Origin of the sequence: Escherichia sp. E1V33, from assembly GCF_004211955.1 — a bacterium.
GTDB lineage: Bacteria > Pseudomonadota > Gammaproteobacteria > Enterobacterales > Enterobacteriaceae > Escherichia.
In genome coordinates this window covers 297019-313460 of record NZ_RHJI01000019.1, presented here as the reverse complement: position 1 = coordinate 313460, position 16442 = coordinate 297019, and the positions used below count along the sequence as shown (strand labels likewise).

The 16442-nt window shown below is 50.6% G+C and carries 13 protein-coding genes and 1 pseudogene; 10 read left to right on the top strand and 4 right to left on the bottom strand.

Annotated elements, in window-relative coordinates; translation table 11 throughout:
• Positions 1 to 83: 83 nt before the first annotated feature.
• The 6 genes and pseudogenes from aroL to D9742_RS23515 form a co-directional block, all read left to right on the top strand.
• Complete coding sequence (gene aroL / locus D9742_RS18070) at positions 84 to 629, top strand: shikimate kinase AroL (RefSeq protein WP_130237770.1); 546 nt, start codon at positions 84 to 86, stop codon at positions 627 to 629.
• Positions 630 to 657: 28 nt separating this feature from the next.
• Entirely contained in the window at positions 658 to 849 is a 192-nt protein-coding gene (gene yaiA, locus D9742_RS18065; protein ID WP_130206195.1) for a protein YaiA, read from the top strand.
• Between the two features lie 251 nt (positions 850 to 1100).
• Complete coding sequence (locus tag D9742_RS18060) at positions 1101 to 1778, top strand: AroM family protein (RefSeq protein ID WP_130237769.1); 678 nt, start codon at positions 1101 to 1103, stop codon at positions 1776 to 1778.
• A 71-nt stretch (positions 1779 to 1849) separates the two neighbouring features.
• Positions 1850 to 2134 (top strand): pyrimidine/purine nucleoside phosphorylase, encoded by a 285-nt coding sequence (gene ppnP / locus D9742_RS18055; protein WP_064527100.1) that lies wholly within the window; start codon positions 1850 to 1852, stop codon positions 2132 to 2134.
• Between the two features lie 144 nt (positions 2135 to 2278).
• Positions 2279 to 4558 (top strand): DUF2773 domain-containing protein, encoded by a 2280-nt coding sequence (locus D9742_RS18050; protein WP_130237768.1) that lies wholly within the window; start codon positions 2279 to 2281, stop codon positions 4556 to 4558.
• Positions 4546 to 4620: pseudogene (locus D9742_RS23515) on the top strand (hypothetical protein); the annotation flags it as partial. The gene D9742_RS18050 and the pseudogene D9742_RS23515, both read left to right, overlap by 13 nt.
• Positions 4621 to 4703: 83 nt before the next feature.
• On the opposite strand, the gene rdgC reads toward D9742_RS23515, so the two are convergent.
• Positions 4704 to 5615: a recombination-associated protein RdgC gene (gene rdgC, locus D9742_RS18040; RefSeq protein ID WP_130206205.1), complete on the bottom strand. Its 912-nt coding sequence runs from the start codon at positions 5613 to 5615 to the stop codon at positions 4704 to 4706.
• 124 nt (positions 5616 to 5739) lie between these two features.
• Here rdgC and mak point away from each other — a divergent pair, with 124 nt between their 5' ends.
• The gene (gene mak, locus D9742_RS18035; RefSeq protein ID WP_130237767.1) at positions 5740 to 6648 is read left to right on the top strand and encodes a fructokinase; all 909 of its coding nucleotides are present in this window, start codon (positions 5740 to 5742) and stop codon (positions 6646 to 6648) included.
• Between the two features lie 138 nt (positions 6649 to 6786).
• On the opposite strand, the gene araJ is transcribed toward mak, so the two are convergent.
• From araJ to sbcD, 3 genes are all read right to left on the bottom strand, one after another.
• Entirely contained in the window at positions 6787 to 7971 is a 1185-nt protein-coding gene (araJ, locus tag D9742_RS18030; protein WP_130237784.1) for an MFS transporter AraJ, read from the bottom strand.
• Positions 7972 to 8096: 125 nt separating this feature from the next.
• Positions 8097 to 11240, bottom strand: a complete 3144-nt coding sequence (gene sbcC / locus D9742_RS18025) for an exonuclease subunit SbcC (protein ID WP_130237766.1) — start codon at positions 11238 to 11240, stop codon at positions 8097 to 8099.
• Positions 11237 to 12439 (bottom strand): exonuclease subunit SbcD, encoded by a 1203-nt coding sequence (gene sbcD / locus D9742_RS18020; protein WP_130237765.1) that lies wholly within the window; start codon positions 12437 to 12439, stop codon positions 11237 to 11239. The genes sbcC and sbcD overlap by 4 nt, the downstream gene beginning before the upstream one ends.
• Before the next feature lie 189 nt (positions 12440 to 12628).
• Here sbcD and phoB point away from each other — a divergent pair, with 189 nt between their 5' ends.
• From phoB to brnQ, 3 genes are all read left to right on the top strand, one after another.
• Positions 12629 to 13318, top strand: coding sequence for a phosphate response regulator transcription factor PhoB (gene phoB, locus D9742_RS18015; protein ID WP_000113933.1), 690 nt, complete (start codon positions 12629 to 12631; stop codon positions 13316 to 13318).
• A 57-nt stretch (positions 13319 to 13375) separates the two neighbouring features.
• A complete protein-coding gene (gene phoR, locus D9742_RS18010; RefSeq protein ID WP_130237764.1) occupies positions 13376 to 14671 on the top strand; it encodes a phosphate regulon sensor histidine kinase PhoR in 1296 nt (431 codons plus the stop codon).
• Positions 14672 to 15077: 406 nt separating this feature from the next.
• Positions 15078 to 16397, top strand: coding sequence for a branched-chain amino acid transporter carrier protein BrnQ (gene brnQ / locus D9742_RS18005; protein ID WP_130237763.1), 1320 nt, complete (start codon positions 15078 to 15080; stop codon positions 16395 to 16397).
• The last annotated feature ends 45 nt before the right edge of the window (positions 16398 to 16442 follow it).

Genomic DNA, 16442 nt, shown 5'->3' with positions numbered 1-16442 from the left:
AAATTGTACTAGTTTGATGGTATGATCGTTATTCTTACGAAACCGGCTTTCGCCGCATTGCGACCTTTTGGGGAAAACCCACGATGACACAACCTCTTTTTCTGATCGGGCCTCGGGGCTGTGGTAAAACAACGGTCGGAATGGCCCTTGCCGATTCGCTCAACTGTCGGTTTGTTGATACCGACCAATGGTTGCAATCACAACTCAATATGACGGTGGCAGAGATCGTCGAAAGGGAAGAGTGGGCAGGATTTCGCGCCAGGGAGAGCGCAGCTCTGGAAGCAGTAACTGCACCATCCAGCGTTATCGCGACGGGAGGCGGTATTATTCTGACGGAATTTAATCGCCACTACATGCGTAATAACGGGATTGTGGTTTACTTGTGCGCGCCGGTGTCGGTGCTGGTAAATCGTCTGCAAGCAGCTCCAGAAGAGGATTTACGGCCAACACTCACAGGAAAACCGTTAAGTGAAGAAGTTCAGGAAGTGCTGGAAGAACGCGATGCTTTATATCGTGAGGTTGCGCATATTATCGTCGATGCTACCAACGAACCCAGTCAGGTGATCTCTGAAATTCGAACCGCTTTGGCACAAACGGCAAACTGTCATTGTCCTGACACCTATACTTAATGTTCATCCCGTTAAATAAGGAAGAACAATGCCAACGAAACCGCCTTATCCCCGAGAAGCCAGAATTGTTACGGTAGAAAAAGGCCAGCAAGGACAGACTGTGACCTGGTATCAGCTGCGTGCCGACCATCCCAAACCAGACTCTTTGATCAGCGAACATCCTACGGCCCAGGAGGCGATGGATGCTAAAAAACGCTACGAGGACCCTGATAAAGAGTGACCGCATCAGACTGCTCGGAAGGGACTCTGAGTGCTATTACAACGGACCTGCATCACATTTTTCACAATTCATGTTTTTCAAATAATTAGAATATTAAACAATAACAATCCATTACTGGAACTATTGGGAATCTTTACATTATCCCGTGCGCGCCTGCTGCTACGCTTTTTTGCATTTGTAGCATCGGCAAGCGCCCGCAGTGGTGCTTTGTATTTGCCCGGTAATTAACGACGAAAAAAAGGTGGAAGACAATGAGCGCGTCGTTGGCGATTCTGACCATCGGCATTGTACCAATGCATGAAGTTTTGCCGCTTCTGACGGAGTACATTGACGAAAACAATATTTCCCATCATAGCCTGCTGGGGAAGTTAAGCCGCGAAGAGGTGATGGCGGAGTATGCGCCAGAAGCAGGCGAAGAAACTATTCTCACATTATTAAATGACAACCAGCTGGCCCACGTTTCGCGCCGTAAAGTGGAGCGTGATCTACAGAGCGTGATTGAGGTACTCGATAATCAGGATTATGACGTTATTTTGCTAATGAGTACGGCCAACATTAGTAATATGACAGCGCGAAATACGATCTTCCTCGAGCCTTTGCGCATTCTTCCGCCGTTGGTTTCCTCCATTGTTGAAGGTCACCAGGTCGGTGTTATTGTACCAGTAGAAGAGCTTTTGGCCGTTCAGGCGAAAAAATGGCAAATCTTGCAGAGAACACCACTATTTTCGCTGGGAAATCCCATTCATGATTCGGAACAGAAAATCGTTGATGCCGGGAAAGAATTGCTGGCGAATGGGGCGGATGTCATCATGCTGGATTGTTTGGGATTTAATCAGCGTCATCGCGATTTACTGCAAAAAAAGCTCGATGTACCTGTTTTGCTCTCTAACGTATTGATTGCAAGGCTGGCGGCGGAATTGCTGGTGTAATTTTACGTGACAGTTAGCACCTTTGGCCCCTATAGTGAAGAAGATGTTAAATCACCTGACAGGGCCAGTTTATGCTTCAAAGTAACGAATACTTTTCCGGAAAAGTGAAATCGATCGGCTTTACCAGCAGCGATACTGGCCGCGCCAGCGTCGGTGTGATGGTTGAAGGCGAATACACGTTCAGTACTGCGGAACCCGAAGAGATGACGGTTGTCAGCGGGGCGCTGAATGTTTTACTGCCTGGCGCTACCGACTGGCGCGTGTATGAAGCTGGTGAAGTATTTAATGTTCCCGGCCACAGTGAGTTCCATCTGCAAGTTGCCGAACCGACCTCCTACCTGTGCCGCTATCTGTAATATCGCGCCTTCCCGTCTGAATGGGAGGGCATTTTTCTGAAATATTCCTTATTTCACGAATAATAAAATCTCCGTTGCTGCTAATTTTTCTATATTCGATATATTTATAATCTATCAAGGTTGATATTAATATCAGTGAAGATTATGAATAAAATAAAAATATTGATCATTTGTATGGTTGTATTTATTGTCACCGAAAATGTTTACGCTGCCGAGTGGATCACTAGTGATGATCTTATTAAGTCGGATTTCCATATCATGACCGCAGAAGAGCGTAATGGAGTGAAAGAGGTAACTGGTGATAGTATGGAAGCCTCTTATATGCTTAAAAATAATATTCGGTGGTATTACCACAATGGAGATTTATCAATCTCCAGCAATTTTAGTAATAAGCATACATTGGTGGTCAAGGGAGATTTAACCATTAATGGTGATTATGATGATTATTCGGCAGGTGATGGTCAACTCATTGTGTTGGGCAATGTGATTGTCGACAATTTTATTAATCATGATTTCGCGTACGTCAAAGGTGAGATGAAAGCGAAAGGCTTAGTCTATGCTAATTATAATGATCATAACTTTGAAGTAATGAAAGGAATTACTGCTCGCGGAATTATTGTTTCAGACAAGGCGACGCAATTTGAAGTTAATCACGCTGAGTTTTATATCAACGAAGATGCCAGCAGTGAAAATTATGATTGGGATACGAATATTCGAAAAGCGTATTCGCTGTTTGAGCCCGATCTTTATGAGATTACTGAAATTCAAACCGACGATGTTTTAAATGCCTATCCTGATTATGACAGCGTAGCGCTCAGTGTTGCTCAGGGATTGCCGTTGTTTCGCGATAAGCCTGTATCGGGGTTAAGTGAAAAATTGCAGTGGATTGAACAGGGTAAAGTCGAAAAATTTGCGGCTGGCAACGTTAAGCATGAAGATCCGCTGGTGGCACGTTTTCTGACTCGCATGGAGAGTCTACCAACCGATGTTATGCTGCAATTGCTACAGCATCCTGATGACCAGACACGGGAATATATGGCGCAGCGTTGGCCCGCCAGGCAAATGCATTTACTCACCGCGCCTTTTATTAAAGACCAGGCAGTGGCGAAAGGACTGATTAAAAACAGCGATATTTCACCAGAAGTGAATGAAAAATTAATGTCGACGCCTGTCGAGAGCGTCCAACGCGAGCAGGCCAGACAGGATAATCTTTCTCCGGAAATCATTGCCCTATTAAGTCAGAGTCCGTTTCCGATTGTGCGTAAGACGTTAGTCAGCCAGTACGACTACGCGTGGCTGGCGCCTGCATCCGTGGTAGATGAACTGATAAACAGCGATGATGATGAACTACGCGAACGAATTGCTGGTGCAGATTTGACCACACGGCAAGTGGTGGCGCTGAGTAACGATCAATCACTTAAGGTCCGTGAAGCCGTAGCTCATGCCCTTGCGGAACTAAAAGTTACGCAGCTTTCTGCAAACATGAGTATTGCCGATATTGAACGTATTGCAGATCAAATGTATCTCGATAATAAAGACCATAAAAATATCGTTATGGAATTATTTATTGCTTTACCAGAAGCGCGCCAACTATCGCTGGCAAAAGAGGATGTGCAATATATACAAGAAGGTGCGCGTTATCTGACGTCAACTGAAGTGATTAACTATCTCCTGACACATCATGATAACCCCGCTGTCTGGAATAAATTAGCACACGATAAACTGCTGCCGTTGGAATATAAGAAAAAATTGTGGCGGCGCACATTGCAGTTAATGATAAGCAAACGGCAAGAAGATCAGGAGCAGGCGTATGATATACAGCTGGAACTGATTGATAATGGCGTAGTAGATGAAGCAATGCTTAATGACGCTATCGATTTGCTGCCTGATTTATCGGCTGAATATCGTTACCGGATGCGCAATCAGTTATTTGATAAAAATGATTTACCCTCAGAGATTATTACCCGTCTTGATAAGCAATATCGCTTTAATTCTGACTGGGCGCTGTCTGTCACAGATATGACAAATAGTAACCGTAGGCAATGTGATAGAGGATTACGTCGCTGGAATGATGATGATAGCGTTATTTTAGTCGAGCTGGATAAGCTGACAGATAAGCCTGATGACGAGTTTTGGCTGGCATTACTGCAAAGTCGACATGAACAATTACGTAAAACGGCGTTGATTAATGCGCATACGCCGACTTCCGCATTCACAGCATTGGTTACACCGCAGGATCGTCAGGGAGCGATTGCCAACCCGCAACTGCCAGCTGAGGTGAGAACAGCGTGGTTAAAAGAGGATCCGTCATTACTGTTATTTGCCGATCATCCGGATCCACAACAATTACGTGAATTAGTTAAAACCGGATCAACACGGCAAATTCGTAGTGAAGCGCGCAATAAGCTTGAGGAATTAAAATGAGGTTACGGCGTAAAACACATAATATTGCAGCGTTAAAAATCATTGCCCGACGTAGCGAATGATTAGATTAATGTCGGGCATGGCTTCGTACGCCGGATGTGACGCACCCAGTGCGTCACATCCGGCATTGAAGGTAAACCAGCTATTAACGTTGTGCTTCGCCGCCCAATCCTTCGATCAGGTTTTGAATTAACGCTGCCAGTTCGCCGGTCATCAGGATGAAATCGGCGTCAAAACGCTGGGCAAAATCTTCGCGGTCGATATCTTCGTTTTGATCGCGCAGCTCGTCGCAGAATTTCAGGCGCTTGAGCGAACCATCGTCGCACATCACAAACTGAACGCGTTGCTGCCAGTCGAGCGCCAGTTTAGTCACCACTTTTCCGGCCTCAATGTGATTGGTGATCTCTTCGCTGGTCAGATCCTGTTTCTTCGCGCGGATCACGCCGCCATCTTCCAGCAGTGATTTCAGCTCGGCTTCATCAAGCAGCTGGAAGCCCTGTGCCGCGCTACCGGAGCGTACCCATTCGGTCAGCGTCAGTTCAATCGGGTTTTCCATGCTCAATGGCACAACCGGTAACGACCCCAGGCTTTTACGCAGCAGTGCCAGCGTATCTTCAGCTTTTTTGGCGCTGGCGCAGTCCACCATGATCAAACCGTTCACAGTGTCGATCCACATCATTGTCTGGCTGAAACGGCTGAAGGCGCGAGGCAGCAGAGAGTGCAGCACTTCATCTTTCAGCGAATCTTTTTCGGTTTTCTTCAGCTTACGCGCCTGTTCTGCTTCCAGCTTGGCGATTTTCGCTTCCAGCGCCTGTTTAATGACCGGAGACGGGAGAATTTTTTCTTCTTTGCGCGCGCAGATAACAATTTGACCATTGGCAACGTGCGTTAACGCATCGCTGTGCGATCCCATCGGAGGAACCCAGCCCATCTTCGCCATGTCCTGGCTGCCGCATGGGGTAAATGCCATCGAGGCTAGCTGTTTTTCCATCTCTTCTGCACGCAGCGAAATTTCGCGGCTAAGACGGTAAACCATTAAATTTTTGAACCACAGCATGATAATTTCCACGGCCTTGTCGTTAAATTTAGCGGGCATGATAACGAATTGTCGGCGGCCTTGCATTGCCAATCCGGTTGTCCGTCTCTACGCTATTGATATTGAAAAAAATAAGGAGAGTACCGTGCGTATAGGTATCGATTTAGGCGGCACCAAAACAGAAGTCATTGCTCTGGGCGATGCAGGGGAGCAGTTGTACCGTCATCGTCTGCCCACGCCGCGTGATGATTACCGCCAGACTATTGAAACGATCGCCACGTTGGTTGATATGGCGGAGCAGGCGACAGGGCAGCGCGGAACGGTGGGGATGGGGATTCCAGGCTCGATTTCGCCCTATACCGGCGTGGTGAAAAATGCCAATTCAACCTGGCTTAACGGTCAACCATTTGATAAAGACTTAAGTGCGCGGTTGCAGCGGGAAGTGCGGCTGGCAAATGACGCCAACTGCCTGGCGGTTTCGGAAGCGGTAGATGGCGCGGCAGGCGGGGCGCAGACGGTATTTGCCGTGATTATCGGCACGGGATGTGGCGCGGGTGTGGCATTCAATGGGCGGGCGCATATCGGCGGCAATGGCACGGCAGGTGAGTGGGGACACAATCCGCTACCGTGGATGGACGAAGACGAACTGCGTTATCGCGAGGAAGTCCCTTGTTATTGCGGTAAACAAGGTTGTATTGAAACCTTTATTTCGGGCACGGGATTCGCGACGGATTATCGTCGTTTGAGCGGACATGCTCTGAAAGGCAGTGAAATTATCCGCCTGGTTGAAGAAAGCGATCCGGTAGCGGAACTGGCATTGCGTCGCTACGAGCTGCGACTGGCAAAATCGCTGGCACATGTCGTGAATATTCTCGATCCGGATGTGATTGTCCTGGGGGGCGGGATGAGCAATGTAGACCGTTTATATCAAACGGTTCCGCAGTTGATTAAACAATTTGTCTTCGGCGGAGAATGTGAAACGCCGGTGCGTAAGGCGAAGCATGGTGATTCCAGCGGCGTGCGCGGCGCTGCGTGGTTATGGCCACAAGAGTAAAAAACCCAGGCAATTGGCGCATCATGCCTGATGCGACGCTTGCCGCGTCTTATCAGGCCTACAAAATGTGCCAGAACCGTAGGCCGATAAGGCGTTCACGCCGCATCCGGCAATAAGCAACGCGCACCGTGGCTGCATCTACCCCAGTGGTTTCGCCAGCACCGGACTATCCGCCGCTTGCTGGCGCTTATAGCGACCATACAGCAGCAACGACGACATTGCAGCAAACGAGAGCAGGGCGGCAGGCAACGCCACGTAATTATATGCCAGCCCCAGCGTCAGCATCATCCCGCCGCAATATGCGCCGACGGCGCTACCGAGGTTAAACGCTATTTGTCCACCGGCGGCACCTAATAACTCTCCGCCTTTGGCATTTTGCAGTAACAATATTTGCAGCGGCGCCGAAAGGGCAAATAATCCCGCGCAACAAATAAAAGCAAAAATAAGCGACGTTGTTTTCATGCCGCCGAAGAAAAAGAGCATCAGCAATGCCAGCACAATAATGAAGTCAGTCACTGCCGCAATGCGCAGCGGCGAGTAACGTCCTGAAATCCGGCCACTTAGCACATTCCCCAGCACCATCCCCAGCCCGACCAGCATCATAATGAAGGTCATCGCCGTTTCCGAAAAACCGGAAATAAACATCATGTAAGGTTTAACGTAGCTAAACCAGGCAAATACACCTGCGTTGCCAAACATGGTGGCTGCGAAAATTAGCCACGGTGCGGGGCTACGTAAGAAGTGAAACTGCTCGCGCAGCTTTCCTTTCGCCTCGTCGCGAATATCCGGCACCCAAAAATAGACCGATGCCATCACTGCGATATTAAAAACAGAGATCAATAAAAAGGTGTAGCGCCAGCTAAATTCCTGACTTAAATACGTCCCCAGTGGAATGCCCAGCAAATTGGCGACTGTCATCCCGGAAACCATACCCGCCACGGCAGCGGTGACTTTGCCTGGTTGGATAATTTTCGATAATACAATCGCCCCGACGCCAAAAAATGCGCCATGCGGAAAACCGGAAACCAGACGGCCAATGGCGAGCATCAGGTAAGACGAAGAGAGCGTGAACATGGCGTTGCCAATGACGCACAACGTCACCAGAAACAACAAAATATGTTTGAGTGAGTAGCGACTGGAAAAAAGCGCGATTATCGGGGCACCAACCACCACCCCCAGCGCATAATACGAAATCATATGTCCGGCGGCAGGAATCGAAATCCCCACATTGTGTGCCAGCTCTGTGAGCACCCCCATAATGCCAAATTCAGCCATCCCCAGACCAAATGTGCCGAGTGCCAAAGATAAAATAACTTTTTTCATACCACCATCACAACCAACAGAGCAGCTACGAATTACCGTAGCCAATAAAGTGATAGCTTGCAGGATAACGACCAGCGAGGCCAAGAGATAATTCGCCCCTCTGTATTCATTATCCTGCTGAATAGTCATTTCACCGCAAACGCGCTTTCCAGTTTGCTGTAGCCCAGACCGTTGATCTTTTTCACTTTGATTTGCACCGGAATACGCTCTTTCATTGCTTCAACATGGCTAATCACCCCGATGGTTTTACCACTGGCGTTCAGAGCATCCAGTGCATCAAGGGCGGTATCCAGCGTTTCGCTATCCAGCGTGCCGAAACCTTCATCGAGGAACAGCGAGTCAATACGCGTTTTATGGCTGACCAGATCCGAAAGCGCCAGTGCCAGTGCCAGGCTCACGAGGAAACTTTCGCCGCCGGAAAGGGTACGGGTATCGCGCACTGCATCTGCCTGCCAGGTATCGACAACCTCGACCTCCAGCGCCTCGCTGGCTTTACGCTGTAACAGATAGCGCCCGTGCAGCCGGGTAAGTTGCTGGTTAGCCAGATGGACCAGATTGTCCAGCGTCAGCCCCTGAGCGAACTTACGGAATTTATCTCCCTCTTTGGAGCCAATCAGCGAATTAAGATACCCCCAGTCCTCGACCTGCTGCGTCGTCTGTGCAATTTGCTGCATTAAGGTTTGTTGTTGCTGACGGTTGTCTGCATCCTGCTTCAGCTGCTGGCGAATTTCCCCCTGGCGAGTGGTATTTTCACGTAATTTTTGGTTAGTTTGTGCTAACGCCTGCTGAATCTGTTCCGCAGCCAACGTGAGATCCAGTCCGCCAGGCTGTTGCTGCTGATGTTGTGCCAGTGTTTCTGCCGCCTGAGTTGCCAGCGCTTGTGCCTGACGACGCTGGTTTTCCAGATTCTGTTTCAGCTGTTCCAGCTGCGTTAGCGTCTGTTCATCCATTAACGCCGCAAGAAATGCCTGCTGATCGTCAAAAATGCTGTCCTGTAGCGCGGTGTCAAACTGCGCCTGAACTTTTTGCAGACTTTGTGCTGCCAGAACTTCCTGTTGCTGTAAGGTTTGCCACTGGCTTTGCAACGCGAGGCATTGTTCGTGAACTTGTCGCCAGTTTTCCAGCGTCACGGCTTCTTCGCTATGCGGTAGTTCATCACTTTGCGGCAGCGTTTCCAGAATTGGCGTCAACTGCTGAATACGGCTTTGCAACTCGGTTAATTCGTTCTGGCGTAGCTGCCAGCTCAGGGCTTCTTGCTGGCGCGCCGACAACCAGCTCTCTTCTTCATCTTCCTGTGGCAATGCCAGCGAGTAACTGGCTAACGCCGCAGAGAGTTGCTTATGGCGTTGTTCAATCTGTTGTTGATACTGAAAAATTTGCTGATTATGCGCGGCAATTTGCCCCTGCAATTCATGACGCTGACTGAGTAATTGCAGTTGTTTTTCGTGCTCTTCCTGGGCGGCAAGCCACGGTTGAATATCGTCCTGTGGCTGTAAGGTGATATTGAGACTGGCCGTTAGTTCACGCCATTCTTGAGTAAGTGCTTGCTCATCTTGTCGGAGGCTTTGCGCTTCGTTCTCATCGCGCAGAAGCTGCTTTGTTAATGCATCCAGTTGTCCTCGCAGCGCTGCGCCTTCTTCGCCGAGCTTTTTCACTTCATTTTCCAGCGTTAAGAACCGGGCCTGATTAACGCCCGGTTCCAGCGCCTGATACGCCTCGACCGCCGGGTGGCTGGTGGAACCACAAAGCGGACACGGCTGACCCGCCTGTAACTGCGCGCGCTGGGCTTCCAGCGTTTTAATACGTGCTTCCTGCTCGCAAATGGTTTTGACATCGGCAAGCTGCTGCGTCATTTCTTTATAACGTTGGCGCATTTCTGTCAGCGCAGCGTTACGTTGCGTTTGTTCCAGCGTAATGCTCTGAATAGTGGCTTGTAGCTGCGCCAGCCTTTTTTGCTGAGGGACTATCTGCCCATGCAGTGCAATCAGGCGCTGGCGGAGCGGGCGTTGTTCTGCTTGCTGCGCCTGGGCGGTGGCAACTTCATCGGCAGTTAATGCCAAAGAGAGCGCCGGAAGCGCATTAAGTTTTTGCTCTGCATGGGTTAACTGCTGTTGCCATTGCCGCAGATGCTCGCGATCGCTGGCCTGTTGGGCAAATTGTGCGCGCCATCCAGCCAGTTCGTTGTTCCACAGACGGAAACGGTCGTGTTCCTGTAACCAGGTATTCAGGCTTTGTTGCTGCTGCTGTAATTCTGCTGACTGCTTCGCCGCGTGGTGGCGAATGCTCGCGCGAAGCGCCATTGTGCTCTGTAAGCGAGTATTTACTTCTTCAATCTGCTGGCGAGTATGCGCCAGCGCCGCGCTGTGTTCTGCGATGCGTTCCCAGTGCGGACGAAGATTTCGTGCGGGTTGCGCCAGACCGAGCGCCGCCAGTTGCGGTTGTGCTTTTTCTTCCTCGGCTAACGTCTGTTGCAGTACCTGCTGATGGCGACTGGCCTCCTGCTGCAATTCATCCTTTCGCGTTAACCAGTTAAGTGATTGTTGTTCTTGCTGCTGCGCGGCGAGTAACTGTTTTTCTTCGTCAGTGAGTACCTGCAAACTTTCTGTAAGCGATTGCAGCTGTTCTGGCGCTAATAACGCAACACCGCTGGCCTGCGCTTGCAGTTTCTCCAGCTCAGTGCGGGCCGATTTATGCTGTTCAAAAACCATCGCCGAGATTTGCCCGTAGATTTCGGTGCCGGTTAACTCCTCGAGCAATTCCGCGCGTTCTTTTGGTTTGGCATTCAGGAAGGCGGCAAATTGCCCCTGTGAAAGCAGCATCGAACGGGTGAAACGTCCGTAATCAAGCCCGGTTAACGTTGCCGTCAGTTCCAGCTTATCTTTCACTTTATCGGCGAGGATTTTACCGTCTGTGCAGCGTGCCAGCTCTACGCGCGGCACCTGCAAATTACCGTCTGGCTGGTTACGCGCCCGATTCTGGCTCCAGAACGCGCGATACGCTTCACCTTTCACTTCAAACTCCACCTCTGCCAGACATTCGGCGGTATCGCGGGTCATGAGATCATTTTGCGATTGTGAAACGTTAGAGAGGCGCGGAGTTTCGTGATACAGCGCCAGACAAATGGCGTCCAGCAGGGTGGTTTTCCCCGCACCGGTTGGGCCGGTAATGGCAAACAGCCCGTTGCTGGCGAACGGCTCGCGGGTGAAATCAATCTTCCATTCGCCTTTTAATGAGTTCAGGTTTTTCAGGCGCAGGCTGAGAATTTTCATGCTTCGTGTTCTCCGGCGAGGGTCTGTAACGTCGTGGCGAAAAGATGTTGCAGACGTTGCTGCTGCGATTCATCCAGTTCTTCCAGTGCCAGACGGCGATTAAAAACTTCTTCGACGCTAAGTTCGCTAAGGGTTTCACGCTGTTGGCTGGCTAACACACGCTCGCGCTGTTCACGACTGCGGCGTACCAGCAATACTTCGACAGGCAGTGATTCGGTTAATGCCTGGATTTTGCGCTGAATATCATGCAGATACTCATCAGTAGTGATTTCGATATCCAGCCAGACAGGTGGCTCCTGTGATACATCGCGCCACTGTTCCAGCTGTTCGGTAATCGACGCCAGATCGCCTTTTAGTACCGCCATTGGTTGCGTTATCGGCACGTTCAGGTTTTCCACGCTCTCTAATTTGCCGTTTGAAAATGTCACCAGATGGACATATTTACTTTTGCCGCATTCATCAAAACTCAGTGGGATGGGAGAGCCGCAATAGCGAACGTGTTCCATGCCGCCAATAATCTGTGCGCGGTGAATATGTCCGAGCGCGATGTAGTCGGCTGGCGGAAAGTTTTGTGCCGGGAAGGCGTCCAGCGTGCCAATATAAATGTCACGCACGGCGTCACTTTTACTGGCGCCAACGGTCGTTAAATGCCCCGTGGCGATGATGGGTAGAGGCTGATCGCCGCGCAGTTTGCAGGCATCGGCATAGTGTTGTTGGTAATAGTCGGTGATTGCTGTCAGCAAATGCTGTTGTTTTTCAATACCGTTAAGCCCCGCCTGGCTGGTAATAATGTCACGTGGGCGTAAAAAAGGAATCGGGCATAGCACCGCACCTGGCGTCCCGTCGCGACGTGGCAAGATTTGTGCGGCATGTCCGGCGCTGGCGACCACGGTAGTATTGAGGAACGCCATGATATCGCGCGATTCATTCAGCGTGGCTACCGAGTCATGGTTTCCTGCCAGTACCACCAGATGACAGCCCGTTTGCTGTAAATTGACAACAAAACGGTTATATAAAGTGCGGGCGTAACTGGGCGGCGAGCCGGTATCGAAAACATCACCGGCAACAATAATCGCATCCACCTGATGGGTTTGTGCTGTCTCCAGCAGCCAGTCAAGAAAAGCCTGATGTTCGGCTTCGCGGCTTTTACTGTAGAAGTTCTGGCCGAGATGCCAGTCTGAGGTGTGAAGGATGCGCATAACGATTCCCTGGCGAAAAAGCATGGCCGCGATTATACCCAAACAAGTATGTTATTTGCTTTTTTCTGCACCACGGAAATCAATAACCTGAAGGGATGTGCGACGTGTTTTTCATAAATCTGTCATAAATCTGACGCATAATGACGTCGCATTAACGATCGCAATCTATTTATTACAACAGGGCAAATCATGGCGAGACGTATTCTGGTCGTAGAAGATGAAGCTCCAATTCGTGAAATGGTCTGCTTCGTGCTCGAGCAAAATGGCTTTCAGCCGGTCGAAGCGGAAGATTATGACAGTGCTGTGAATCAACTGAATGAACCCTGGCCGGATTTAATTCTTCTCGACTGGATGTTACCCGGCGGCTCCGGTATCCAGTTCATCAAACACCTCAAGCGCGAGTCGATGACCCGGGATATTCCAGTGGTGATGTTGACCGCCAGAGGGGAAGAAGAAGATCGCGTGCGCGGCCTTGAAACTGGCGCGGATGACTATATCACCAAGCCGTTTTCCCCGAAGGAGCTGGTGGCGCGAATCAAAGCGGTAATGCGCCGTATTTCGCCAATGGCGGTGGAAGAGGTGATTGAGATGCAGGGACTAAGTCTGGACCCGACATCTCACCGGGTGATGGCGGGTGAAGAGCCGCTGGAGATGGGGCCGACAGAATTTAAACTGCTGCACTTTTTTATGACGCATCCTGAGCGCGTGTACAGCCGCGAGCAGCTGTTAAACCACGTCTGGGGAACCAACGTGTATGTGGAAGATCGTACGGTCGATGTCCACATTCGCCGCCTGCGTAAAGCACTGGAGCCCGGCGGGCATGACCGCATGGTGCAGACGGTGCGCGGCACAGGATATCGTTTTTCAACCCGCTTTTAACGCCTTGCTCGTCGGACGCAGAGCAAGGCTTATGATTTCTTAACTGGAGTATCTTACGTGCTGGAACGGCTGTCGTGGAAAAGGCTGGTGCTGGAGCTGTTACTTTGCTGCCTCCCGGCTTTCATCCTGGGTGCATTTTTTGGTTACCTGCCCTGGTTTTTGCTGGCATCGGTAACGGGGCTGCTTATCTGGCATTTCTGGAATTTATTGCGCCTTTCATGGTGGCTGTGGGTGGATCGCAGTATGACCCCGCCACCGGGGCGTGGTAGCTGGGAACCGCTGCTGTACGGCTTGCACCAGATGCAGCTGCGTAATAAAAAACGCCGCCGCGAACTGGGCAATCTTATTAAACGCTTTCGTAGCGGGGCAGAGTCACTGCCCGATGCGGTGGTACTGACCACGGAAGAGGGTGGTATTTTCTGGTGTAACGGTCTGGCGCAACAAATTCTTGGTCTGCGCTGGCCGGAAGATAACGGGCAGAACATCCTTAACCTGCTGCGTTACCCGGAGTTTACGCAATATCTGAAAACGCGTGATTTTTCTCGCCCGCTCAATCTGGTGCTCAACACCGGGCGGCATCTGGAAATTCGCGTCATGCCTTATACCCATAAACAGTTGCTGATGGTGGCGCGAGATGTCACGCAAATGCATCAACTGGAAGGGGCGCGGCGCAACTTTTTTGCCAACGTAAGCCATGAGTTACGCACGCCATTGACGGTGTTACAGGGCTATCTGGAGATGATGCATGAGCAGCCGCTCGAAGGCGCGGTACGCGAAAAAGCGTTGCACACCATGCGTGAGCAGACTCAGCGGATGGAAGGGCTGGTGAAGCAGTTGCTGACATTGTCGAAAATTGAAGCCGCGCCGACGCAGTTGCTGAATGAGAAGGTTGATGTGCCGATGATGCTACGCGTTGTTGAACGGGAAGCCCAGACGCTGAGCCAGCAAAAACAGACAATTACCTTTGAGATAGATAACAACCTCAAAGTGTCTGGCAGTGAAGACCAGCTACGCAGTGCGATTTCGAATCTGGTCTATAACGCGGTGAATCATACGCCGGAAGGCACACATATCACGGTGCGCTGGCAGCGAGTGCCGCACGGTGCTGAGCTTAGCGTTGAAGATAATGGGCCAGGCATCGCTCCGGAGCATATCCCGCGCCTGACCGAGCGTTTTTATCGCGTTGATAAAGCGCGTTCCCGACAAACCGGCGGTAGCGGGTTGGGGTTAGCGATCGTGAAGCATGCGGTTAATCATCACGAAAGTCGGCTCAATATTGAAAGTACGGTGGGTAAAGGCACGCGTTTCAGTTTTGTTCTGCCGGAACGTTTAATTGCCAAAAACAGTGATTAATCCGCCTTTGTCATTTTTTGTTGCCATAAGCCAGCCGATGCTGGCTTTTTTTCTTTGCAGTCACAAAAACGGCGCTGAATTTTACAACGTCTGCTGATTTTTTGTTCGCATGATTAGCCATGTCTTTTTCACGGTAATAGTGTTTTATACTGGTTGGTGATTTCTTATCGCTATATCCCTCTGGTTTTTAGATCCCTCCTTGCTTTAAAACGTTATAAGCGTTTAAATTGCGCATCAGATGCTGTCATACTGACTGCATTCAAGCGGTAAATCGAAAAACTATTCTTCGCCGCGTCTGGTCGGGAGTGTTTCCCGCTAAAATTGTTTAAAAATACCGCTGTATCATCCCCAGGGATTGGCACAAAAATTTAACGTTACAACACCACATCCACAGGCAGTATGATTTATGACCCATCAGTTAAGATCGCGCGATATCATCGCTCTGGGCTTTATGACATTTGCGTTGTTCGTTGGCGCAGGTAACATTATTTTCCCTCCTATGGTCGGTTTGCAGGCAGGCGAACACGTCTGGACTGCGGCATTCGGCTTCCTCATTACTGCCGTTGGTCTGCCGGTATTAACGGTAGTGGCGCTGGCAAAAGTTGGCGGCGGCGTTGACAGTCTGAGCACACCAATCGGTAAAGTTGCAGGCGTGCTGCTGGCAACGGTCTGCTACCTGGCGGTAGGGCCACTGTTTGCAACACCGCGTACGGCAACCGTCTCCTTTGAAGTGGGCATTGCGCCGCTGACGGGTGACTCTGCACTGCCGCTGTTTATCTACAGCCTGGTCTATTTCGCTATCGTTATTCTGGTTTCGCTCTATCCGGGCAAGCTGCTGGATACCGTGGGCAACTTCCTTGCGCCGCTGAAAATTATCGCGCTGGTCATCCTGTCTGTTGCGGCAATTGTCTGGCCTGCGGGTTCGATTAGCTCGGCGACTGAGGCTTATCAAAACGCTGCGTTTTCTAACGGCTTCGTCAACGGCTATCTGACAATGGATACGCTGGGCGCGATGGTGTTTGGCATCGTTATTGTTAACGCGGCGCGTTCTCGTGGCGTTACCGAAGCGCGTCTGCTGACCCGTTATACCGTCTGGGCTGGCCTGATGGCGGGTGTTGGTCTGACTCTGCTGTACCTGGCGCTGTTCCGTCTGGGTTCAGACAGCGCGTCGCTGGTCGATCAGTCTGCAAACGGCGCTGCTATTCTGCATGCTTACGTTCAGCACACCTTTGGCGGCGGCGGTAGCTTCCTGCTGGCGGCGTTAATCTTCATCGCCTGCCTGGTAACGGCAGTTGGCTTGACCTGTGCTTGTGCAGAATTCTTTGCCCAGTACGTACCGCTCTCTTATCGTACGCTGGTGTTTATCCTCGGCGGCTTCTCGATGGTGGTTTCTAACCTCGGCTTAAGCCAGCTGATCCAGATCTCCGTACCGGTGCTGACCGCTATTTATCCGCCGTGCATCGCACTGGTTGTATTAAGTTTTACACGCTCATGGTGGCATAATTCGTCCCGCGTGATTGCTCCGCCGATGTTTATCAGCCTGCTTTTTGGTATTCTCGACGGGATCAAAGCATCTGCATTCAGCGATATCTTACCGTCCTGGGCGCAGCGTTTACCGCTGGCCGAACAAGGTCTGGCGTGGTTAATGCCAACAGTGGTGATGGTGGTTCTGGCCATTATCTGGGATCGCGCGGCAGGTCGTCAGGTGACCTCCAGCGCTCACTAAATCACTGAACATTTGTTTTAACCACGGGGCTGCGATGCCCCGTGG